General features: G+C 54.9%; 20 protein-coding genes and 1 pseudogene. 11 read left to right on the top strand and 10 right to left on the bottom strand.

Features of this window, described 5'->3' with window-relative positions; translation table 11 throughout:
* Window positions 1–1,015 (bottom strand): annotated as a pseudogene (locus VFO10_RS28065) (hypothetical protein); the annotation flags it as partial.
* A 189-nt stretch (window positions 1,016–1,204) separates the two neighbouring features.
* Between VFO10_RS28065 and VFO10_RS28060 the strand changes: the two are divergent.
* The 4 genes from VFO10_RS28060 (at window position 1,205) to VFO10_RS28045 (ending at window position 3,807) form a co-directional block, all read left to right on the top strand.
* Complete coding sequence (locus VFO10_RS28060) at window positions 1,205–1,711, top strand: lytic polysaccharide monooxygenase auxiliary activity family 9 protein (protein WP_325145336.1); 507 nt, start codon at window positions 1,205–1,207, stop codon at window positions 1,709–1,711.
* 83 nt (window positions 1,712–1,794) lie between these two features.
* Complete coding sequence (locus tag VFO10_RS28055; RefSeq protein WP_325145335.1) at window positions 1,795–2,214, top strand: ABA4-like family protein; 420 nt, start codon at window positions 1,795–1,797, stop codon at window positions 2,212–2,214.
* 138 nt (window positions 2,215–2,352) lie between these two features.
* On the top strand, window positions 2,353–2,931 hold the full coding sequence (locus tag VFO10_RS28050; RefSeq protein ID WP_325145334.1) for a hypothetical protein: 579 nt from the start codon (window positions 2,353–2,355) through the stop codon (window positions 2,929–2,931).
* Between the two features lie 129 nt (window positions 2,932–3,060).
* A complete protein-coding gene (locus tag VFO10_RS28045; RefSeq protein WP_325145333.1) occupies window positions 3,061–3,807 on the top strand; it encodes a hypothetical protein in 747 nt (248 codons plus the stop codon).
* Between the two features lie 21 nt (window positions 3,808–3,828).
* Here the strand turns inward: VFO10_RS28045 and VFO10_RS28040 are convergent, their stop codons facing one another.
* A complete protein-coding gene (locus VFO10_RS28040) occupies window positions 3,829–4,932 on the bottom strand; it encodes an AI-2E family transporter (RefSeq protein WP_325145332.1) in 1,104 nt (367 codons plus the stop codon).
* A 141-nt stretch (window positions 4,933–5,073) separates the two neighbouring features.
* Window positions 5,074–5,382 carry a hypothetical protein gene (locus tag VFO10_RS28035; RefSeq protein ID WP_325145331.1) on the bottom strand — a complete coding sequence of 103 codons (309 nt, stop codon included), beginning with the start codon at window positions 5,380–5,382 and terminating at the stop codon, window positions 5,074–5,076.
* Between the two features lie 152 nt (window positions 5,383–5,534).
* On the opposite strand from VFO10_RS28035, the gene VFO10_RS28030 reads away from it, so the two are divergent.
* The 3 genes from VFO10_RS28030 (at window position 5,535) to VFO10_RS28020 (ending at window position 7,678) form a co-directional block, all read left to right on the top strand.
* Window positions 5,535–6,365 carry a hypothetical protein gene (locus VFO10_RS28030; protein ID WP_325145330.1) on the top strand — a complete coding sequence of 277 codons (831 nt, stop codon included), beginning with the start codon at window positions 5,535–5,537 and terminating at the stop codon, window positions 6,363–6,365.
* A gap of 57 nt (window positions 6,366–6,422) precedes the next feature.
* Window positions 6,423–7,262: a hypothetical protein gene (locus VFO10_RS28025; protein ID WP_325145329.1), complete on the top strand. Its 840-nt coding sequence runs from the start codon at window positions 6,423–6,425 to the stop codon at window positions 7,260–7,262.
* 62 nt (window positions 7,263–7,324) lie between these two features.
* Entirely contained in the window at window positions 7,325–7,678 is a 354-nt protein-coding gene (locus VFO10_RS28020) for a BON domain-containing protein (RefSeq protein WP_325145328.1), read from the top strand.
* A 12-nt stretch (window positions 7,679–7,690) separates the two neighbouring features.
* Here VFO10_RS28020 and VFO10_RS28015 read toward each other — a convergent pair whose 3' ends face one another.
* Together VFO10_RS28015 and VFO10_RS28010 are read right to left on the bottom strand one after the other, a co-directional pair.
* On the bottom strand, window positions 7,691–9,574 hold the full coding sequence (locus VFO10_RS28015; RefSeq protein WP_325145327.1) for a sensor histidine kinase: 1,884 nt from the start codon (window positions 9,572–9,574) through the stop codon (window positions 7,691–7,693).
* 114 nt (window positions 9,575–9,688) lie between these two features.
* The gene (locus tag VFO10_RS28010; RefSeq protein ID WP_325145326.1) at window positions 9,689–10,576 is read right to left on the bottom strand and encodes a hypothetical protein; all 888 of its coding nucleotides are present in this window, start codon (window positions 10,574–10,576) and stop codon (window positions 9,689–9,691) included.
* A 176-nt stretch (window positions 10,577–10,752) separates the two neighbouring features.
* On the opposite strand from VFO10_RS28010, the gene VFO10_RS28005 reads away from it, so the two are divergent.
* Complete coding sequence (locus tag VFO10_RS28005; RefSeq protein WP_325145325.1) at window positions 10,753–11,175, top strand: hypothetical protein; 423 nt, start codon at window positions 10,753–10,755, stop codon at window positions 11,173–11,175.
* Between the two features lie 31 nt (window positions 11,176–11,206).
* Entirely contained in the window at window positions 11,207–12,028 is an 822-nt protein-coding gene (locus tag VFO10_RS28000) for an ATP-binding protein (RefSeq protein WP_325145324.1), read from the top strand.
* Window positions 12,029–12,043: 15 nt separating this feature from the next.
* Here VFO10_RS28000 and VFO10_RS27995 read toward each other — a convergent pair whose 3' ends face one another.
* Entirely contained in the window at window positions 12,044–12,958 is a 915-nt protein-coding gene (locus VFO10_RS27995) for an MBL fold metallo-hydrolase (protein ID WP_325145323.1), read from the bottom strand.
* A gap of 160 nt (window positions 12,959–13,118) precedes the next feature.
* Between VFO10_RS27995 and VFO10_RS27990 the strand changes: the two genes are divergently transcribed.
* Window positions 13,119–13,727: a phosphatase PAP2 family protein gene (locus tag VFO10_RS27990; RefSeq protein ID WP_325145322.1), complete on the top strand. Its 609-nt coding sequence runs from the start codon at window positions 13,119–13,121 to the stop codon at window positions 13,725–13,727.
* Between the two features lie 165 nt (window positions 13,728–13,892).
* A complete protein-coding gene (locus VFO10_RS27985) occupies window positions 13,893–14,291 on the top strand; it encodes a TRASH domain-containing protein (protein WP_325145321.1) in 399 nt (132 codons plus the stop codon).
* A gap of 28 nt (window positions 14,292–14,319) precedes the next feature.
* Here VFO10_RS27985 and VFO10_RS27980 read toward each other — a convergent pair whose 3' ends face one another.
* From VFO10_RS27980 to VFO10_RS27965, 4 genes are all read right to left on the bottom strand, one after another.
* Complete coding sequence (locus tag VFO10_RS27980; protein WP_325145320.1) at window positions 14,320–18,660, bottom strand: AAA domain-containing protein; 4,341 nt, start codon at window positions 18,658–18,660, stop codon at window positions 14,320–14,322.
* A 24-nt stretch (window positions 18,661–18,684) separates the two neighbouring features.
* Window positions 18,685–19,344 (bottom strand): OmpA/MotB family protein, encoded by a 660-nt coding sequence (locus tag VFO10_RS27975; RefSeq protein ID WP_325145319.1) that lies wholly within the window; start codon window positions 19,342–19,344, stop codon window positions 18,685–18,687.
* Window positions 19,322–20,089 (bottom strand): MotA/TolQ/ExbB proton channel family protein, encoded by a 768-nt coding sequence (locus VFO10_RS27970; protein WP_325145318.1) that lies wholly within the window; start codon window positions 20,087–20,089, stop codon window positions 19,322–19,324. Before VFO10_RS27970 ends, VFO10_RS27975 begins: the two co-directional genes overlap by 23 nt.
* 3 nt (window positions 20,090–20,092) lie before the next feature.
* Window positions 20,093–20,781, bottom strand: a 689-nt coding sequence (locus VFO10_RS27965; RefSeq protein WP_325145317.1) for a hypothetical protein, incomplete at its 5' end; no start/stop codon positions are given.

Raw genomic sequence — 20,781 nt, 5'->3', positions numbered from 1 at the left:
GGATATAACGCACCTGCTGACCGACTTCCGCATCGCTTTTGCAATCGCCTTCCGCTTCCTTGGGATGAATGACCTGAAGCAGCTGACAGAAGGTGGGATTGCCGGTGGCGTTGGTGACCATGAGCCTTAAACCCGAAAGGTAGGCGCGTTCGATCCAGCGGTAATAGGCCTGGATATGCGTGTTGGTGGAACGGTTCGGCCAGTAGGTGAAATCCGGATAGCCCTGAACCGCGTGACCGCCTCCATTTTTGGTCGAGGTCTGACCTTCCAAAAGATCCCATTCCCCATTTTTTCCATGCAGCGTCGAGCATTCGTTCAAAGCTTCGGCAATGCCGAAGGGATGAAAGACCTGGCCCGACATCGCCGCGGCGCCCAGAGCTTTAGGAAAGGCGAGATGCGTGTGATAGTCAACGAAGCCATAAACACCTTCCGATGAAGGCGCCGCTTGCTGAAAATCTCGACTGACTTCAGCATTCAGCGAAGCTTCCGGGAAAGGCAGACAGGATGAAGCATCCATAGGAACGAACTCCAGCGCGACCTCGGCTGGTTTCATGGTATCACCCAGTTTTCCCTGGAGGGTGAAGGCTCCATCCCGCACGATCAGACGCGAGTCGCTCGCTACGCTGATCATCGTATAGGCACCTTCGATGTGTTCCCCTTCATGAACGATGTCAAGCTTCCGAATGGACCATTCCGCCTTGGGTTCGGGCTTTTGAAGACGCAGCAGCGTGCGGTCCGCTCCCAGTAGATTTCCAGAGGCATCCGACAGAAGGAAACGACCGAGGCCTGTCGGTTTCAGGAAAAAAGCGGCCGCCTCATTTTCTTCGCCTTCGGCTAACAGCCGATAGCCGTTGCCAGTCGCAGGACCCAGACGTTGATGAGTCAGCGGCTTTTGAATGGCATAACAACCCTGCGCCAGTTCATAGGCTGGTGGCCCCTCGGTCGCAGGTTGGCAGGCGCTGACTATTCCCCATGAAAACAGGACAAGAAGAGGCTTACGCATTGGCATCAGCATGGTGTGGCTCATCGGTTTGATGTTGTGCTGCAAATTTCTATCAGTTTCTTAACTGAATTGTCGGTGCGAGACAACAGTGGACGCGCGCTTCTGTTTAACTCTTTTGATTGGACAAGAAGAGGCAATTCGTTTTTTACTTGGGCCTTGGCCCAGGAAAGTTCAAAGAGAAACATTAACCAGGAGGTTACCATGCGATCAGGACGATTGAATGTGTCTCTCAAGATCATGCTGGGAGGGGCTTTTATGCTGGCAGCAGCCAAGGCCGCGGCCCATGGGTGGATTACTTCACCCGCGAGTCGACAGGAGCATTGCGCACGCGGAACCACCGCTTTCGACTGTGGTCCCCTGCAGTATGAGCCGCAAAGCGTGGAGGCTCCGAAAGGCGCTTTGAGCTGCAGCGGTGGGAGTATGTATAGCGTTCTTGATGGAACGGGGCCGTGGCCCGTAACGCAGGTGGGATCGAGTGCGACCTTTGTTTGGAAACTCACGGCTCCCCATCGCACGCAAAGCTGGGAGTATTTTTTGAACGGCACCCGCCTGGCCTTTGTGGATGGTGCGCAGGCGATGCCAGGCCGCGAGGTCGCGCATACCCTTCATAATTTACCCAGTGGCCGGCATACGCTCCTGGCCCGCTGGAACATAGGGGATACGCCGATGGCTTTTTATAGTTGCGTCGATATCATGGTCGCTGATTGAAGTCTGCCGACTCCGTCACGGATTTCTGTTATGTTTTCTTCCATAGTTTTGTCTGAAAGAAACATGCACAGAGGAGTGATGGAGTGGAACCAGCTGCCGTTTTTCAAATCGCCAATACTGCCGTTCTTCCGTTCTGGTTGATGCTGGGACTTATCCCGCGGCACCGTCTGACCACCGTTCTCGTTCGCAGCGGGGCGGTGAGTTGCGTGATCGCGGCTTTGTATATCATCAGCATGCTGCAGGGCGCGGGGATGAGCCCGGAAGGCTTTGGGACCCTGGAAGGGATACGGGCGATTTTTCAGAACGACTGGTACCTCCTTGCGGCCTGGCTTCATTATCTGGCCTTCGACCTTTACGTCGGGGGCACGATTGCTGGCCATTACGTGCAGCATGGAGGGTCGCGGCTGGTCCTGGCTTTGGAACTTTTCTTCACTCTGATGCTCGGGCCGGTGGGGCTCCTCCTTCACAAGGTCCGGCTCCTCGTCTTCAAACGGCCTCGCTGAAGGCCGGTTTCCTTCAAAATTGTGCATAGAATTAGGATGGATAAGTACATGAAATAATAGTGCTATTCAGGCGCGCTAAGAAATTTCATGAGCGGTTCCGATACGTTTTTTGCACATTGATTGAAAGGAAGTAAGACCATGGCCCCACGTAATGCGATCCGTTCTTTTCTGAGCCTTCTTTTGATGATTCCCATGATGCTGCTGACCGGCCTGGCCGCTTGCAGCAAAAGCAAGAACTCGGGTGGAACAGCGGCCGCCTTGGCTCCGATCCAAGGTGAATCGGATGCGAACGCGTCGGGGTCCGATGCTGATAGCAAGGATGGGTCCACGTCCCTGGAGGATTGTGACAAGGACGAGGGCGTTGAATCCGAGGGCGACAGCGGAGAGGACGACTACGCAGACGAGGAAAGTGCGGCTCTTAAAGCCGATAAGGCCCAAAAAGGCAAAAAGGGCAAAAAAGAGTGTCCTGTGCCCGGCACCGCGCCGGCCACCACGGGTGGAACGGCTTCGCTGGCTGATGGCCAGAAGCTTTACGCGGCCAACTGTCAGGGGTGCCACGGCGCTCTGCCCGGTGAGCAGCAGGGTTCGTCCGCCGCGAGCATCCTGAGCGCCTCGGGTGTCGGTGCTCATAAAGGCGTCAGCCCCTGGCCCGCAGGTGCAGGATCGGCCCTTTCCGCTCAGGATGCCGCCGCTTCCCTGGCCGCAGCCATGAAATAAGTCAAACGTGACGGAAAAGAAATTGGAAAAGCCGTGCAATCTTCCGATGACGGGATCGTCTTTCAAGGCGCCCGTCCTGGGTATTTCCCCGAGGATGGGGTGATTCCAGTCAAAAATAAGGACCGATTCATGGCACGACTTCAACTCTCTCTTGTCACCTCGCTTTTGCTTCTGACCACAGCTTGCGCCACCAAAGTGGACGGGCTTTACGTCAGCGACAGCTTTCAACCCGCCACCCTTAAGAGCGACGCTCTGGTGACCGGTGGTGTCGTCAATATCAAAGGCGCTCCCAATCGCGAAGAATCCAACCTTTACAGCGCGCTTATGCTGAGTGAAATCAAAGACGAACGCAAATACGTCAGCGTAAAGCCGGTGGAGACTTTGATTCAGGCTCTTGGTGATGCGACCTATAATGAAGTCCTCGCCCAGTATAAAACTTCGGGACTGAACGCCGACACGCTCAGCAAAATCGCTGGCAAGGCGCCCGGCGTTCGCTTTGTGGCTTTGGCCAAGATCGAAGCCAATACCACCGAAAAGGGCGAGAGCCGCCAGGCCGCTTCGGAAAGCAAGGATGACAAAGGCAAGGTCACCAAGACTCCTGAGTCGGTGACCAAAACGAATAAGCGCACCGTCCTTGCATCCATGCACGTTTATGATTTGAGCAAAAAAGATGTGGCCTTCTCGGGTCAGGTTTCGAAATCCCTGGAAGCGAGCCGCAACTATACCGTGAACAGCATCGGCAATGTCCTGTCCGTCGTCAACGCGATCCAGGGCAAGGATGATGACGCCACCTATCCCACACCGGAAGCGCCCAGCACACGCGATGTGCTGGCCGAGGTGTTTGAAGGCTTCGCAGAAAACTTCCCGAAAGAGTAAGCAAGGAAGGGGCGGTGTCCATCAGGTGGTGGCCGCCCTTTGCAGCATGCGTGGTTCGACCACCTCTTCAAAAAGTATCTTGAGGCAGGCCGCCACCGGAATCGCCAGCAAGAGGCCAAAGAAACCAGCGATCTCGCCACCGATAAAGACCACGATCAGGACAGTCGCCGCGCTCATATCCATCTGATCACTCTGCACCCAGGGACTCAGCACCCAGCCTTCCAGGAACTGAACGACAAAGAAGACGACGCTGGGCCAGACCAGAATCGCAACCAGGCTGGCTCCTCCATCACCGCCCAAAGTATCCAAGTATTTCGCCAGCACAGCGACCGGCCAGAAAACGCCTGAAGCAAAGGGAATGACATTCAAGGCTCCAGCCAGGGTTCCCAGGATAAACCAGTAGGGAACATCGGCGAGCCACCAGCCCACTGAATAGAGCACGGCCACCATCAGCGAGACCAAAACACGGCCGCGGAAAAACGTGGCTGTCGCCTGATCCATTTTGCGAACGATTTTTTCCACGCGACTGCGCTGGCTCACGGGGATAAAGCGATCGAAGTATCGGATCATTTCATCAAAGTGCCAGGCGAAGAAAAAGAAATAGATGGGGATCAGAAGAAAGAGCAGCATTGCATAGCTGGTGGCGCCGACCACATTTTTGATGATCTCATAGGCGCGGCCGCTGCGGGATAAAACCTCTTTCACAAGATCCGGGTTGGCTTCGCCGGGCTGACCCGAGACGAGTTTTTGCAGCTGACCATTGACGTCACCGATGGGGATGTTGGTGCGCTCGGCCAGGGTTTGAAGGTATTGCGGCAGCTTTTCCGCAAGCCCGCGCGCCTGTTCCGCGGCGATCGGCCAGAGCCAGACGAAGAATCCAATCAGGATCAGGGTGGCGGCGCCTATGATCATGCCGGCCGTCAGGGGGCGGGACCAGTTCCAACGGGACCTCGCTTTATGCAGGGTGGGATTGAAGAGATAGGCCAAAAGAAGTGCCACGAAGATCGGCATGAAGATGGGCCAGAGCCACCTCACAAAATTGAAAAAGGCGATCACAACGGCAATCAGAACAAGATCCCGCACCACGCGGATCTGCCAAAGATGAGGACCATAGACTTCTTTCACGAGCTACTCCTTTCAGGCATAGGCACCTGCTGCGTGAGGGTAGCAAAAACTTGTCCAAACTTAAGAAGGGCTGGGGGAAAATGGCTGAGCCGTGATGGTGTCACGGTCACGGATCAGCGGGGAAGGGTGAGCGGGCTCGTCTTAATCTTCAAAGTCCTCGTCGTCTTCAGCCACGATCAGGAGATAATTGTTACGCTGGTTTTCGCTGGCCTCTTCATCGGCAGCGAAGCAGTAACCAAAGTCAGCCAGACAATCAGCCAGGTCTTCCATAAATCGCAGGTAAGGACCGGGATTGGCTTTGGACTTCGGGCGCAGGGCGGCGTTGTCCCAGCTCAGGATCAGCTCATCGTTATCTGTGGTTTCAATGCGATGCAGCGAACCGAAGAGTCGGTCATGTTTCAAAACGCGTTCAACTTCCGCCATTAAAGTGATCAGCGTGCTTGAGTCCATAGGTATCACTTCTCCAAAATTGCTATACTGACATCACTCAAATCAAAGCGGCTGGCCGCAGGGGCGATATCATTCCGCCCCCATCTTAAGGCGATGGGGCAGAAATTCAAGGAAATCCAGCGCAGCATGGGCCAGGATAAAGGAGCTGAAACGTGAAGCGAAAGCATGTTCTGGGAATCGCAGCGGGTTTGACTCTCGGGTCTTTGATCCTGGGGTCCTGGGCCTCGCGATTTTTTGCCAAAAAGCCCCCCGAAGCCGTGGGTGCGCCCGCAAGCGCGGAACCCTCGCTGCCCGAGGTGATCAGCCCCGAGGATCAGGGCTATGTGGATTGCCCCGAGGAAACCGAGCCGGGCCTGGGCGAGGAAACCGTCCAGCAGCCGCTCGCTTCCTACTGCCTTTCTGAAATTCTTCCCTGGAACACAATGCCTGAACCTATTCGCGCTGATTCCACCCTCGCGACGCTTGAAGCCCAGTGCGGTGCGGTCTTTGCGGATTTTCTTTTCTATCGCGGTGATGGGCAGTGTCAGTGGGGAACCGCGATGTTTCACGGCACCAACCGGGAAATCCAAATCACCTGGCGCAACTGGAAAGAGAGAAAGGCACCCAGATCGCTGCGTTTCGTGGGATCGGAACTCCATTTTGAGAACGGAATGCGCCCGGGACTTTTATTAAAGGATCTGGCGCGGCTGAACGGTGCGAGCATAAGGCTCGCGGGATTCGGCTGGGAAGGCTCCGGTCGTCATCGCAGCTTTCAGAGTGGAGCATTCCAGGGCTTTGATGCCCAGGATGGCCATTATCAGATCCAGTATGCGCTGGACTGGGAGTTGTTCGATGAAGCCGGCGAAGAGGAACATGCGAGCATCGTCGTGGGCGATCAGGATTTGGATTCGAGTGAGCCCGCGCTCGCGAAGTTTCGCGCCGAGGTGGAATATATTGAATATCGTGTGAATCAGGATGACCTTTCGCCCCGGACCCCACTTTGAAGAGCTTCGGATTATGATACAGTAGGGAAATCACCTGCTCTATTCCGAGGATTCTTTATGCTTAAATGGTGCACATATTGCCAGCATTACATGGGCGAGAAGCAGCCTTACGAGAGCCTTGAATTGACACATGGGATCTGTGACGCTTGCTGCTCCGAGGGTCGGCATAAGGATATCTCGCACATTCGCGCTCTTCAACCTATTGCAGCCTTTCATCAGGATCTACGCGATAAGGCTGTGGACGGAGCTGATATCTCGATTCCCGACGTGATAACGGCTTCGAAGAGTCTGGGCATCAGTTCCGTGGATATGGCGATAGGCATCCTGCAGCCGATTTTGAATGAGATGGGTCGGCTCTTTCTTGCCGGGAAAGTGACTGTGGCCAAGGAACATGCCTTCACGCAAAAAGTGGAAAGCATGATCAGTGATCTTTTCGCGATGACGCCCGCGATGAAAAACTGCCAAGGTCAGAAACCGCTCGTCATCCTCTCCTGCGTCGACGGCAATTATCATTGGCTTGGCCTCAGGCTTTTGGAACTGAGCCTTTTGGAAGAAGGCATTCCCGTGCGGGCCTTTGTTCCGTCGCTGCCGCGCGACGAGATCATTCAGCTGGCCGTTGATATGCGGCCCTTGGTCCTGGGACTTTCCGTTTATGATCGGCAGCAGTGTCATGAAGCCTGGCTGATACGTGAGGGTATTCAGCGGAGGACAGAGGGCGCCTACGTTCCTCACGTGGCGGTAGGAGGTCATGGAGCGAAAGAGTTTTTGGAAGCCAAAGGCGTTGATCAGTTGATCGAGCGGGATATCGGCTACTTTCGACAAAGCCTCGATTTCGTCGCTTATTTGAAAAATTTCCTGACGGAAAGGGATCCATGCGAGGACGAAGCTTCGGCATAACTCCTGCATCATGGAACAGGGCTGATATCAGCCGTGATTCCACCTCAAGCGGGAGTTCCTCCATGTATCGGACGCTGTCTGGTCTTTTCCTTGCTGCAGTTTTTCTCTCGTTTTCCTTTGCGCGAGCTGAAAATCCAGGACAGCTGGTCCCGGATCGACCTGTCGGCATCACGGCGGAACATCAGAGCAATGACGAAGCCGATGTCACCATCACCCTTAAAATCCGACAGGCTGTTGTCAAAGATGATGATCTTTCTCTTTATGCGCAGAATGTGAAAATCATCACCGTCGATGGGCAGGTGGTTTTGAAAGGCCCGGTTCGCAGCGAGCAGGAAAAACTGAAGGTTGAACGCCTCGCCCAGGAAATTGCCGGCAAGGACAGCGTCCGCAGTGAAATCGAAGTCGCTCCCTGGTGATGGCCTGGGAATCTAAGGAAGAACCGTCGCAGCTTTGAGTGTGATGCAGATCGTGGTGCCTTGATTCTGCGAAGCCTCGGACGCGTTCTGACTCTGGGCTTCGATGCGGCCGCCATAGGCGTCGACGTAGGCTTTGGCCAAAGGCATCCCGAAGCCAATGCCTTTTTCACCCTGAGTGCCCACACGGCTTTGTTTGATGGATGAATCAAAAAGCCTCGCGACTGTCGCCTTATCCATGCCCATGCCCTGATCCTGAATGATGATCGTCACGTGGCCGTTTTTCGCCCGGTCGGCTCGAATGCGCACAGGGGATCCAGGAAAAGAAAATTTAATGGCATTGGCAATCAGATTCCCGAGGACTTCATTGCTGAGGCTGACCGGTTCCGCCAGCACGGCGAGTTCGGAATGCTCCAGTTCGAAATGAAGGTCTATGTTCTTTTCCTGAGCGCGATCATGGAAAAGGAAGGCCAGCTCATCAAACGTGTTTCGCAGAAGCACCGCCCCCAGCGCAAGAGCCTCCCCATTCTCCATCATCTCTTTTTTACGGATGAAACCGACGATTTCTTCAATGATCGACGCGGCCCGTACGACGCGTTCCACGCGCGAGGGATCCGTCACCTCTTTTTTCAATTGCCAGGCTGTGGCTTTGACTACGGTCAAGGGCGTGACGATATCATGCGAAATGATGCGCAGAAGGCCGCTTTTCACTTCGGCTGTGACTTCGGCGCGCGTCTTCGCATCTTCCAGCAGCTTAATGCGGTGAGCCAGGGCCATGGACATCAGCATCATCTCGGCCGCCTGGGCCAGGAGATGGATATTGTTCGTAAAGAAGTTGCTGGGCAGAACACCGACCGAGCGCAAAAGAAGCATCAGAATACCGATCAGAAAGGTGCCGATCCCGGCCAGGAAAAAACGCGCCGGCTGGTATCCCTTCATGAGGCTGCGGCAACCAGCCAGGATAAGGAGGAAGACGCCCAGGAGCATGTAGACGTTCAAAAGATTCAAATGCGTGGAGGCCGGCACAATGAATCCGGCCATCATCCAAAGAAGAAGTCCGCCCATGTAGGCGAGGAGCACTTTGTCGAGACGCGGGATCTCATAGCGGCTTTGCAGAAAGGAACGTGCGAACAGAAAGGTGACCAGCGGCGCCATCGGCACGTAATAGGGCATGATCGCCCACCAGTTCCAGCCGAAGGCGTAATCTATACCAGTCGGAAAATTCACGGCCAGAAGATTCAGATGGGAATTCACCAATCCAAAAAGGAGGTAGTATAAATAGTTCTTATCCCGCAGCGTCATGAAGAGAAAAAAGTTGTAGATGATCATGGCCAGAAAACATCCAGCGATCAAAGAGGCGAAGACAGTCTGCTTATAATTGCGCCGATTCAGATGCTCCCGGTTCATGAGGTGGAATTTAAGATCGGCGATATAGGGCGTATGCATGCGAAGGTAAAAGACAGCCTGCGAACCACTTGCCAGTGTCAGAGGCACAAAGTTTTTGGCATCGGATCCAGCGACGAGCAGAGTCGGCGCCGCATCCGGGTGGACCCGCCAGACGTCGAACTGCATATAAGGCGTTTCCGCGACGAGGAACCATTCCTGCTCGGGCGTGGGATTATGAAGACTGAGCTTGATCCAGTAGATGGACTCAGAATATCCCCCATTCAGATCCGCGGGACTGGGAATCTGGAACGCGCCTGCATGATCCTTCTCAGAAATCGAGTGGATATCGAGACTGCGGTTATCCGTTAAGAGAAGAAAGCGATCGCCGATATTGGTCGTTCCGGCAAGATCCAGCGTGACCACGGGAGCGGTCGAAACGCCGAGCGCCTTGGGTGCCAGCATAAGCCACAAGAAGCTGATCAGCATTCCCGCTGTCATACGAACCAGGTGCATTCATTCCCTCGCATCATCCAGACCCTATACCTATTCTTCCGGGCCCTGACCTTCTGTCAATAAGGAAGTATCCAAGGGAGTGATTCGTAGCCTTGGCTGCCGATCCCAGCCGATTCAATTCAGATCGGTATACACAGGATCCAGCGCATCCTGCTGCCTTGTGAAGACAAGATCACGCCGGGTGAATTCCAGCAGCTTCCTTGCTTCTTCAATCACCAAAGCAAGATTCGAAAGCTTGCCTTTGCGCGGCATCGTGCGCAGGAGTTTGGACAGGACCAGCGCGGCCTCATCGAGTTCGCTGTGGAGTTCCTCGGGAATATTCAAATCCTCGTCGCCATCATCCAGGGAAGCCTTTGTTTCCAATGCGGACGGAGTTAGGTCTGGACCTGCCTCGTCCAGCTCTTCATCCTGGGGTGGCGCGACTTTTTTCCGCTCGCTCGCCGAGGATTTCCGGGCTTCCGCTTTGACTTTCCGAACGGCGGCCTCGATTTCACGCTTGCCGCTGGTGGCGAGGTTGATTTCCTCGGAGCCGACGCGCAGGACTTCGCTCTGGCCCGCAACGGGTTGAATGCTATCCTGCGGCGCTTTGCTGAGCGCCGTGATCGCATCCAGATCATGCAGCTCGATGACTTTTGGATGCAAGGCGGCCGCCGTGGAGTTCTTAATCGTGCGGACCACGGTCGCGGGCGCAGGCTTGTCGAGGAATTTGATGGCCTTTTCGATCTTCTTCAGAAGGTCAGGCATGACAAGGCCTGTGAACTCCTGCAGGGACAGACAAAGGGAAAGAACGAGCCGCGCATCGTCATGACTTCTGTTCAGAGTCCGTTCCAAGGCTCCTATGATCTGTCGTGCAGGGGCGGTATGCTCAGGTGTGACATCCATATACGAAAGGAGCTTGTCGCTGAAACGCGAAGGGCTGGGTTCGATGCTGATGCCTGCAGCCTCTGCTCGTTCCAGCAAAGTCTTCACATGACCGTTCACATTAACTGATGAAGGGCTCATACTCATCCCTGTCTCATGCCTGTTTTTATTGGAGTGGTGAGCGATTCTAGCCTTCGTTTCGCTTCGCTTTCAACACCTAATTTTTGAATGCCCGGACCAGGGGTGTTTTTATGTCGCGTCGGCCTGGGAGGTGTGGTCCAATATTGGAATTGATAAAAGAGCGTGGGTTGAGTGCAATGAATAGTTCATGGCGTGTATTAGCAGCTTTGATCCTGATTTGGATCGCTCCTCTTCGTCCTGCGCAGGCCGAGGCATCCATGGAGTGGGTCGATCTTTCGCGCGATGCGAAGGCGGAACACTCGTTCTGCTGGGAAGCTTGCGATGCGGGCGCATTTTCATTTGAACCTTATGAACACGATAAGGTTCCTGCTGGTTTTCAGAAAACCATACTCTTCAAAATGCAGCTGCCTGCCTCTTTGAATGCAGGCGATGTGCTCTATTTCCCGAATGGCCTTGAAACGCTGGCCGTTTATATCCGCGGCGTGAAACGCTATCAGCAAGGTGAATTCACCCGGAGCCTCATGCAGGCCGATCCCCAGGTCTGGCACATCGTGGAATTGAAGCCAGAGGACGCAGGGGCCGAGGTCCGCACTGAGTGAAGGCGCGATAGGCGAAGCGGAGGCCTTCGCCTTGGGTGAGACGGCGGCCCGACGCTACGAGGCCATGACCGCGACCCTCTATGAACCTTCGCTTGGCACGGATGCGGCGAAGGTGGAGTCAGCGGCGGCCGGGAAACGATTGGAACTTGTCATCCGCCAGATCCTGTCCGATGAAGAGTGCGGCAGTGAATGGGAACGAAGGCGTCTTGTGCGTATCATCGAACGGGCGATGAGTCTGAGCGAAGGCAAAAAACTGCTCAAACACATCCTTGCACCCTTGGAGGCAGAAAAGAAATCTCTCGCGAGGCTTTTGGATAAGCAGGACCCGGAACTTGTCATCGAAGATGGAGTGGCGTTCGCTGCGGACGAAGCCGTGGCTTTGAAACTCCTGGGCATCTTTCTGCATTTAATTCGTAACGCGATTGATCATGGCATGGAATCTCCCGAGGAACGAAAGCAAAGTGGCAAGCGTTCCCAGGGGCGGATCGTCATTCGATCCGAGATTGATGCAGGCGCGCTCTGCATGACTGTGTTCGACGACGGTCGCGGACTTGATGTGAAACGCCTGGCGCGCATTTATGAGGCGCGAAGGGGCCGGAGTCCTGAGTCTGATGAAGACGCAGCGGCTATTATCTTCGAAGCCGGAATTTCGACCAAGGATAAGGCTTCGGAAATATCCGGGCGTGGCGTGGGTATGGACGCCGTGCTTTCAGAAGTTCACGCTCTGGGTGGTGAAATCTCGATTCGTCTTGGGGTGATGGCCGATGCCACGGGGCATCGACCTTTTGAGTTTCTCATGACCTTTCCTTTGCCCATGGGGCGCGTCCTTCCTTCCTGGAAAGCCGGCGCCTGACGCGCCACCCGGTTTTTAATGCATGGGCTGGTCCCGATGAAGGCCGCTTTCATAAAGGTCTGAATCCATGGGCAAACGCAGGGCCGGCACATCCGGAGAGCGTTCGGCAAGTCGGATGAATTCGGAAACATCATGCGCGCAGAAAACATCGACTTCATGACTATGGAATTTCAGCAGCTCGCGCAGGCGATTCTGATTCCAAAGCCGACTGCGACGATCTTTTTCCATCATGGTCTGATAGAGAGAAAGACCAGGCGTGCAATGGGGTTTTTCGACATTCATTTCGCCTTCATAAAAATAAGCGTCGCCCGCATAGAGCAGCCATCCTTCGGGGCGTTGTATGGCGACGCCTGCATGGCCCAATGTATGACCGATCAGGGGCAGCATCAGGATTTCCGGGGGCACCCCTTCCAGGTCGTGAACTTTCGCGAAACCAAACCAGCTTTCCCCGGATTCCGCATGATAGGAAAGCCAGTTGGCTGCCGTGGACCACTGCTGAGGTCGAAAGCGCTGGCGATCCAGCCAGGTTTTTTGAGCCTTGGCCCCATGTATTTCGCTTTGCATCATATGCACTTTGGCCCGAGGAAAATCATCCAGGCCCCCGGCATGATCAAAATCGAGATGGGACAGAATTATGTGCTGAACGTCATCCGCCTGAAAGCCAAGCTTTTCGATCTGACGCCTGGCCGTCATCTCTTCGCGCAGATCCGGTCTGAGCTGCTTTAAAAAGAACGCACTCAGGCGACTGTGTGGATCATGCACATCCTTCAGCCCATAACCTGTGTCGACCAGGACCAGGCTGTCTTTCGTTTCAATCAGAAGGCAATGACAGGTCAAATGGCCTCTTTGCAGAATACCCGGCGAAAGCCCATCCATGAGACGGCCGCCCAGGGGACAGCTCGAAATGCAGTTCATGTGATATATTCGCATGATGTTTTTTCCCTTATTTCATTCCGCTGATCGGTCAGCAATTTGCGGGCCATCCTCAGAATTGCGAAAAGGAAAAACCTACCGCCCAGGAAGAATCGCGCGACTTGCGGAGACGGAGCCAGCAGCCGATAAGGGTCTGGATGGCAAGTTCGGAGTGCGCGTGCGAAGACTGATTCTGCCTTTGATTGAAGACAAAGCGAAAAAGCGCGTGCTCGTATGGAGCGCAGCGGTCTTCGCCTTGATCTATAGCGGACTTGGCCATTGTCCATGGACCCGTCCTGTCTATCTGCCTTTGACAGACCTGGATCGGGCGATTCCGCTGCTGCCATGGACGCTTTTGATTTACCTCTCGGACTATCTCTTTATCCTGCTCGTTCTGCTCTCGCTGAAGAAGGCCGAGGATTTCAGCACAGCCTTCTATCGCATGATCGTCGGGATTGGGCTGAGCTTTGTCATCTTCCTGTTTTTCCCCACGGTTTACCCAAGGCCGCTTTTGCCTGCGGATCCTTTGTGGGGTGAGACTTTTCTTTTTCTCCACTTTTTGGATCAGCCTACCAACTGCTTTCCATCCCTTCATGTGTCGATGACGCTGATCGCTGCCGCATCCATGCGTCCCTCGTCCCGCGGCTGGCGGGCCTTCGGTTGGATGTGGGCCCTTGCCATCTGTCTTTCGACCTTGACGACCAGGCAGCATTACGTCTGGGATGTCCTGGGCGGAGCCGCCATTGCGTGGGCCGCATGGGTTGTGAAGGCCCGCCGCGAACCTTAGGCCCGGGCCAGGTTGTCCTTGCCTCGTGGCTTAGAATCTTCTAATAATATTGGATAGATAAATTAATATCTGGGCCTTCTGTCACAAAGCAGGGGACTTTTGCGTAGACGGCATACAGTCCGTCATCACCTGCCAGATCGAGATTGGCTTTTTTCGAGGAGTATCATGATGCGTAAGGTTTTGGACCTTGTTTTGACCGCCGCCGCCCTGTCCGCACCCCTTTCGATGCCGACCATGGCCTTGGCCGCGGGATCGTCTCAGCAGAGCCAGGCCCAGCCTTGGCAGAAGGTCGATAACAAGAAGGTCTGCATGGTCACGGACATGGTTTTCCCAAGGGATCAGATCCCCGTGCAGGTCGGCAGCAAAACGTATTATGGCTGCTGCGAGAATTGCAAAGCGACCCTGGGCAAGGATGAGACCGTGCGCTATGCCGTCGATCCTGTGAGTGGGAAGAAAGTGGATAAAGCGACCGCTGTGATCGGCGCAGGCCCGGATGGATCGGTGGCGTATTTTGAGAATGACGCCAACCTTGAGAAATTCATCGCGCTGCGTAAAAAATCCTGAAGCAGGGCTCTCCCAATGGAGAGCTTTTTCAATCCCGACCTAAAAGCTCATCCATCTTCCGCAGGAGCTGCGTAAAGCTTTCCGAGCGCTCATCAGCCAATTCATGCAGAAAGACGAACATCGGTTCGAGAGGCGGAGTCGCGCGCTTCAGCTGGAAGAAATAGTCGGCTATGGCAAGGGTTGGATTGCGGTCGCTTTCGAACGTCGAGAGATCGACAATCGCCAGGGACGGATGCCAGGGTTTTTTACCGAGCAGCATAAGGTCGACCTTGCGTTTCGGGTTGCCCACGACCACACTCACCTGGGCCTCAGCAAGGAGATCCTGGTACTTGTCGCGGTACTTCTTCCGCAGCACCTGAATCAGCATGGCCCGCATCAGTTCCCCGCTGGAACGCTTCCAGGGCAGATACTCGGCGCTGGGACGGCGGGTTCTTGCTGCATATTCCGTCGCCGACTGGCGCGTTTCCTGGTTCTGATAGACATTCCATAGATAGTCGACGATGGTCGCGGAATCCTGCTTCAGATTATCGAAGCTGGAATGCAGGTAGTGATAGGCCCGCATCTTCGGACGACTCATCAGAACGTTGAGTTCGCCGCGACGCTTATCGGGTTCATCGCCTTGACGGAAGGCCCGCATGTTGCCCCGATTGATATCCCACAGATAGAAGATGAAATTGCGTTCCTTGCCCTGCAGGGCCGCACCGGCACCATCCAGAACGTCCTTGCCGCGATTGAGTTTGGCCAGGAACTGGGTCTTTTTATCCTTGATATAGGGTTCATTCTTCAAAAGGAAGTAGCAGATGGCCACTTCGGTTTCAACATTGATAGGCCGGCCCAGTTCCTTTTCGATTTTTTTGATCGTGGCCGTGATGTAATCGAAGAAGCGATCGATCAGATCGGTTTCGATATCCTTGAATTTGCCGCTGGTTGGCTTACTATGCGTGGTAGCCTTTTTCTCGCTATAATCCACGATGACAGCCGGTGGCATATCCTTCCGCGCCCATTGCATGATCTTCAGCTGCGAGTCATAGACGTACTTATTGGAATAGTCGATGATCTGCGGAGGGCAGCGGAAGTGTTCATCGAGCATGACTTCCGCCTGCTTGATGGATTTCACAAGGCCGAAGATATGCGAACCGCCGCCTTTCATGCCGCGGGCCTGGGTCTGGCGCAGATGGTCTTCAAGGTTGAAGGCCTGAAAGAGGAAATCATCCACCGGGGAATTCTTATCCAGCACGGTCTGCCGATCATCACCGACGACCATGATTTTGCGCGCGCGATAGAGCAGGGGAATGGCGTCGTCGACCCGGCACTGGCCGGCTTCGTCGATGATCACAAGGTCAAAGAGCTGCTCTTTCGCAGGAAATAGAAAGGAAACCGCCTGTTTTCTGCAGACCCAGATCGGAAAGGCCTGGATCAGTGCCCTCTGCAGATCCTGAAGCAGGATCACGCCGACCCCATGCTCGATGGAATTGCATTCGCGCAGACCCTGGAGCAGGGTTTCAATACTGGTCCAGGCGCTGGTCGGATTCTTTTCATCCTTGGCCCGTCCTGCCTCCACAACGCGGCTCATGCGCAAAAGGAAGAGTTCCTTGACGAGGCGGTCCCGGCTGTCCTGGAGTTCCCGCATGGTCTGAAGCAAGGTCTGTACCGAGGTCAGCTGATCTTCCAGAATAAGCTGCGAGAATATGCCGGTTTCCAAAGCCAGGGACGGAGCCCCGGCTTTTTGCGGATGAAGAGTCTCGTGCATGCCCTGCACCTGGCGGCAGACGCGGGCGCTTTCAGTGGCTTTGGAAAGAGCTTCCAGTAGAGCCTTTTGATGATTCAGAAAAGCCTGCAGCTCATGCCATAGAGCGAGGCATGGATGCTTGAGCCGCGCCCAAAGTTTGCGCAGCATGGCTGTGCCGGCCCATTCCCCATGGGGAAAGGCTTCGCGCCATTCATCCCAGATCAAGCGAGCGATCGACGAATCCTCGTGCAGGGCCAGGATGCGCTCAAGGCTGGCTTCATCCCGCGGCTTTTGCTGAAGGCAGGCTTCGACCAGATTCAGCGCGTCCTGATTGCGTTTGGCATCCTGATCAAGGTTTCCGCCATCGAAGGCGAAGAATTCGTAGCAGCGCAGATAGCGTTCATCCGCAAGCTTCGCCCTGTCCACGATAAAATCGCGGATGATCTGTGTGTTCTGCGTATATTTTTGCGTCGGGGATTTTTTCTCGTGACGGCCGGCTCCCGCAAAATCGAGAAAGGCCATGAAGTCATGAATGTCTTCCTGGGTCGTGGGATGCGCATGCTTCGGGGCCACGAGGCGTCGATGGGTTTCCGGGGCCATCTGCTCCTGCATGCGCTGGTGGATTTCCTTGAGCGCCTGATGCAGAGCGGCATCGACTTCGGCGATCTGGGACTGGATTACGGACTCGTCCTTGTCAATATGCAGATCGCTGCTGTTATCCAGAGCGAGGCATTCGGTCAGGGCCATCATCCATTGATTCAGAGCCAAAGACCCTTCTGGAACACGGTCCACGACCTTGATGGCCTGGCGGAAAAGATTCATCTGACTGCGGGCCAGAGCGGATTCCCGATCATGTCCCAAAAGGAATTCCTGGAGTTTCTCATCGAGCGCATGAATCGCCGCTTTTTGATCACTGACGACCAGAAGGCGCTGCCCTGTATTCAAACAGTGAATCAGAAGATTCATGATGGCAAAGGTCTTCCCCGTGCCTGGAGGGCCTTCGAGCAGCACGATATCATTGTGATTCAGCTTGTGGAAGAGTTCACGCGTGGACTGCGGCAGAGCCCCAGGGCAGTAGATGGACTGATAGAAGGGCTTGCTCTCCTGGGCCATATGCTTCAGTTCAGGCGTCAGAAAGCGGCCGAGCAGGGAGCGATAGAAACGATCGGGATATTCATCCGCCACGCCCTGGATGCGATCAATATCCACTTCCAAAGCCTGAAGGAGAGGCGAAGCGCCGAGGGATGATTTATAGAGCGCGACGGAATCGAGGTCGCATTCGATGCCTATCAGCTTAAGACCGCCAAGGATCCCGCCCTTGCCGTTTTCACCGGGCAGTCCGAGGAGGATGTCGCGGGTTCTTTGAAAGACGTCTTCCAGTACCGGCAGCTGCCGATGGATGGTGATTTCCAGCATGCGGCCGCGCATTTCGATCTTCTGCGTGGTCAGCGTTTGATAGAACTGCTCCAAAGGATCAAGGCCGTTGGGATTTTCCGGTGTGAAGCTTTCCACCAGCGAGGTGAGCGCCAGGTGGTTCATGTAAATTTCAGGACGGCGGGTCGGGTGTATGTGGATCAGGCGGCCCGATTCCTCGATCGTGACTTTCATATAGTAAAGGGGAAAGCGAAAGGTCTTCATTTTTCCTTCGGTTTTGAAGATGGCGTCCACCATTTCAAAGCCGAGGAAGAGTTCCGCGCTGCGATCCTGCAGAAACGATTCCCGCAGGAAGGTGGCGTCCTCGGTCGTGAGTTCACAGACAAAGGGCAGCTTGCTGAGGTTTTTGATATCGGAGGCATTCAAAGGCAAAGGAAAGGTTTTGGCGGTGGCTTTGGCCCCGCGCTTGGTCTGATCATCCGCGGTGCGCAGAAGGCGTTCAGGCTCGGTGCTGGCTCCGCTTTGAAAGAGAGTCGCGTAATCCACGGTATAGGATTTCTCGCCATCTTTCTCGCCGAGTTTCGGCTTGAATTTGCCGGCCTGATTCTTCTTATCCAAACCCGCGCCACTGGCATGCGCCAGATCCAGGGCCGCATCCTTGTCCACGACGAGGTCCGGGCGCTTTTCCCCGGCCTTGGAACGCATCATGGGCACGTATTCGTCGATCTGCGAGAGGACGTCCCGCCGCAGAGCCAATTGGCTCGTGATGCTCTCGCTGCCCGAGGTGAACGAGAACTGGAAGAGTTTGTGATAGCGGACGAGGCGTTCGAAGACTTCGCTCGTATGCTTGAGGCTCGGTTGATAGAAGATGCGGGCCAGGTGAACGAAACCTTCGATCGGCACCGTGATAAAGCCCGAGGAACCCTGCATCCTGGTGAAGTCCTGGATGGTGATCTTCTTCAGGTCGCCGATGGTCGGACGTAATTTGAAGACTTCCTTGTCACGGAAGTAGATGGATTTCTCCACATCCTGGGGCGCCTGGGAGTTTTCGAATTCCTGCTGGAAAAAAACGAAGGCGGCACGAAAGCGATCAAAAAGTTCCCGCGGGATGATGATGCGCTCATTTTTGCTCTTATTGTCGAGGACGTAAACGTCGGAACCCTCGGGCAGCGGGACGCGGGTCAGAAGGAAATTATAATCCTTATTCAGGCGGTAGCCGAGGCCGCTTTCCACATCCTTTTTCGCCATTCTGTTCAAGACTGCCAAGGTAATGCCCTCGCCCTTTTTTAACTATTTGATCAGGAGAGAAACGCGGCGATTCAGGGCCCGCGCGGCCTCCAGCTCACTTTCCTGTTTACCGGCCACAGCCTGGATCGGCCGCGTGTCGGCATAGCCCACGATGCGCAGGCGACTGCCCTGAAAACCGTCTTCCAAAAGCACATTGATCACACTGCTGGCGCGACGTCCGCTCAGCGACCAGTTGTTTTCGAGATTCGGAACGCCATCAATCTTGAAGATGCGGTGCATCGGAGCATCATCGGTATGGCCTTCGACATCGATCGTATAGCCGGTATCCTTGATGATCTTCAGTATGGGCATCAAAGGATCGATGGCATTGGGCTTAAGCCGCGCGCTGCCGGAATCGAAGAGCGCCCCGGTATCCAGGTCGAGGCGCACGCCGTCTTCCGCCAGATGAACCTTCACGCCGGGAATTCCGGGCTGGCCTTCGACGATTTCCTGGAGCTGGGCCGAGAGTTCCACCAGCGTGCCCTTGGTCGAGCCGGTGAAGCCGGCACGGATTTTCTCAAACGAACCCTTATCAATCTTGCTCATGGAAATAAGCATAAGGAAAAACACCAGCAAAAGCACCATGAGGTCGCTCAGGCCGATATAAAAGGCTGTGGAGGAACTCTCCTCGCTGCCGCTATTAGCCAACTCCTGAAGCTTCAAGCGTCCTCTCCTCGCGTTTGAGCAGAATGCCGATCTTGCTGAGAATCTGCTGGTGGACATCGAGATAAATCATATTGTGATGTTCAAGGCGTCCGGCGAGGGGCGTGAAGACGAGCGAACTCAAGCCCGCGCCATAGGCCGTGGTCATGAGGGCCAGGGACATGGATCCCCCGATATTGCTGGGATCGCTCAGGGTTTTCAGAACACCGATCAGACCCATGACCGTTCCAAAGAGGCCGAAGGCCGGTGCGATCAGAACGCCTTTGCGCAGGACTTCCACGGCGATTTTTCGCGCCAGATACTGATCGGCGACGCGCGAGGTCACGAACTCGTCGATCTCCTCGAAGAGAAGTCCCTGGTGGTGCATGTAGACGATGTCGTTGAGCAGCTCGCCATCCATGGCCAGGCCCTCGCGCAGATCAGCGAGCTGCGCCTGGCTGAGGATCGCATCATCCAATTCCTTGACGATGCCCATGATGGGTTTTTCCGGGGTTCCGAGGAAGGATTTACCCACCAGCACAAGGCTTGACAGCATACTGCGCAGATCAAACTGGAAGGTGAGACTCGCCAGAGTTCCGCCCAGGACGATCATGAAGCTATGAAAATCGAAGTAGGATGAGTTTTTATTATGCTTCGCCATGGAATAGAGCACGGCGGCGATCCCCATAAGGCTGAGGAGAAGCGCGGCGGGATCGAAGCGCTTATGCGTCGTCTGCATGTACTTCTTAAAGGAGAGACCTTCCATTCCTTAATCCTTTCCATCAAAGCTCGGCAGGGCCGCGGCTTCGGATTTACGATCCAGTTCCAGTTGGAATACGGTTTGCTTTTCCTGCACGATGTGGGTCCAGTATCCGGTGTCCTGATTCAAAACGAGGCTGAGTTTGACAGGAACGCCTTCAAAGCTGGAGAGTATGACCTTGGAGCCGCGTTTCAGCTGGGAAAAGACCTGAGCCTCCTGGGGATGTTTCACCGTCCAGATCAGGGTTTTGCGCTGCGCTGTACGAATTTTGCAGCTCTGCTCTTCCACATGCAGGACCTCGGCCATTTCCTGATGAAAATCGAGACCCCGGTTTTCATAGAAATAGGCGTCGACGATCTGGTCGTCCTTGATGTTCAGAAAGCAGGGATCACCGATCCGCGGCATGAAACGAAGGAAAAAGATTGGCAGCGTGTAGCTCGTGCGCCCCGATTTCAGGGTGATGATGCGCTCCTGAAGGCTCAGCTCACGCACCAAAACGGGCCTTAGCTGCGGAGGAATGATATTGTTGGATTCCAAGGCTTTGGTGACGTGAGCCTGGGATCTCATGGCCATGGCCAGCTGTTCGGTCAGCTGACTGACGTTCGATTGAAGTCGGGCGTTTTCGCTCTTTAAGAGTTCCAGCTCGCGTTTCAGCTGTTCGCGGCTTTGTTTTTTATTGCCAGCTTCATCCTGGTCCC

The sequence above is a fragment of the Oligoflexus sp. genome, from assembly GCF_035712445.1.
In the GTDB taxonomy this organism is placed as follows: domain Bacteria; phylum Bdellovibrionota_B; class Oligoflexia; order Oligoflexales; family Oligoflexaceae; genus Oligoflexus.
This window is presented reverse-complemented; position numbering and strand designations above follow the sequence as displayed.

Excerpts from the sequence above, each read along its gene's own strand:
- VFO10_RS28015 (WP_325145327.1), bottom strand. The coding sequence starts at position 9,574 with ATGCACCTGGTTCGTATGACAGCGGGAATGCTGATCAGCTTCTTGTGG.
- VFO10_RS28020 (WP_325145328.1), top strand. The coding sequence starts at position 7,325 with ATGTATCGGACGCTGTCTGGTCTTTTCCTTGCTGCAGTTTTTCTCTCG.
- VFO10_RS27970 (WP_325145318.1), bottom strand. The coding sequence starts at position 20,089 with ATGGAAGGTCTCTCCTTTAAGAAGTACATGCAGACGACGCATAAGCGC.
- VFO10_RS27995 (WP_325145323.1), bottom strand. The coding sequence starts at position 12,958 with ATGCGAATATATCACATGAACTGCATTTCGAGCTGTCCCCTGGGCGGC.
- VFO10_RS28050 (WP_325145334.1), top strand. The coding sequence starts at position 2,353 with ATGGCCCCACGTAATGCGATCCGTTCTTTTCTGAGCCTTCTTTTGATG.
- VFO10_RS28025 (WP_325145329.1), top strand. The coding sequence starts at position 6,423 with ATGCTTAAATGGTGCACATATTGCCAGCATTACATGGGCGAGAAGCAG.
- VFO10_RS28035 (WP_325145331.1), bottom strand. The coding sequence starts at position 5,382 with ATGGACTCAAGCACGCTGATCACTTTAATGGCGGAAGTTGAACGCGTT.
- VFO10_RS27985 (WP_325145321.1), top strand. The coding sequence starts at position 13,893 with ATGATGCGTAAGGTTTTGGACCTTGTTTTGACCGCCGCCGCCCTGTCC.
- VFO10_RS28045 (WP_325145333.1), top strand. The coding sequence starts at position 3,061 with ATGGCACGACTTCAACTCTCTCTTGTCACCTCGCTTTTGCTTCTGACC.
- VFO10_RS28005 (WP_325145325.1), top strand. The coding sequence starts at position 10,753 with ATGAATAGTTCATGGCGTGTATTAGCAGCTTTGATCCTGATTTGGATC.
- VFO10_RS28060 (WP_325145336.1), top strand. The coding sequence starts at position 1,205 with ATGCGATCAGGACGATTGAATGTGTCTCTCAAGATCATGCTGGGAGGG.
- VFO10_RS28010 (WP_325145326.1), bottom strand. The coding sequence starts at position 10,576 with ATGAGCCCTTCATCAGTTAATGTGAACGGTCATGTGAAGACTTTGCTG.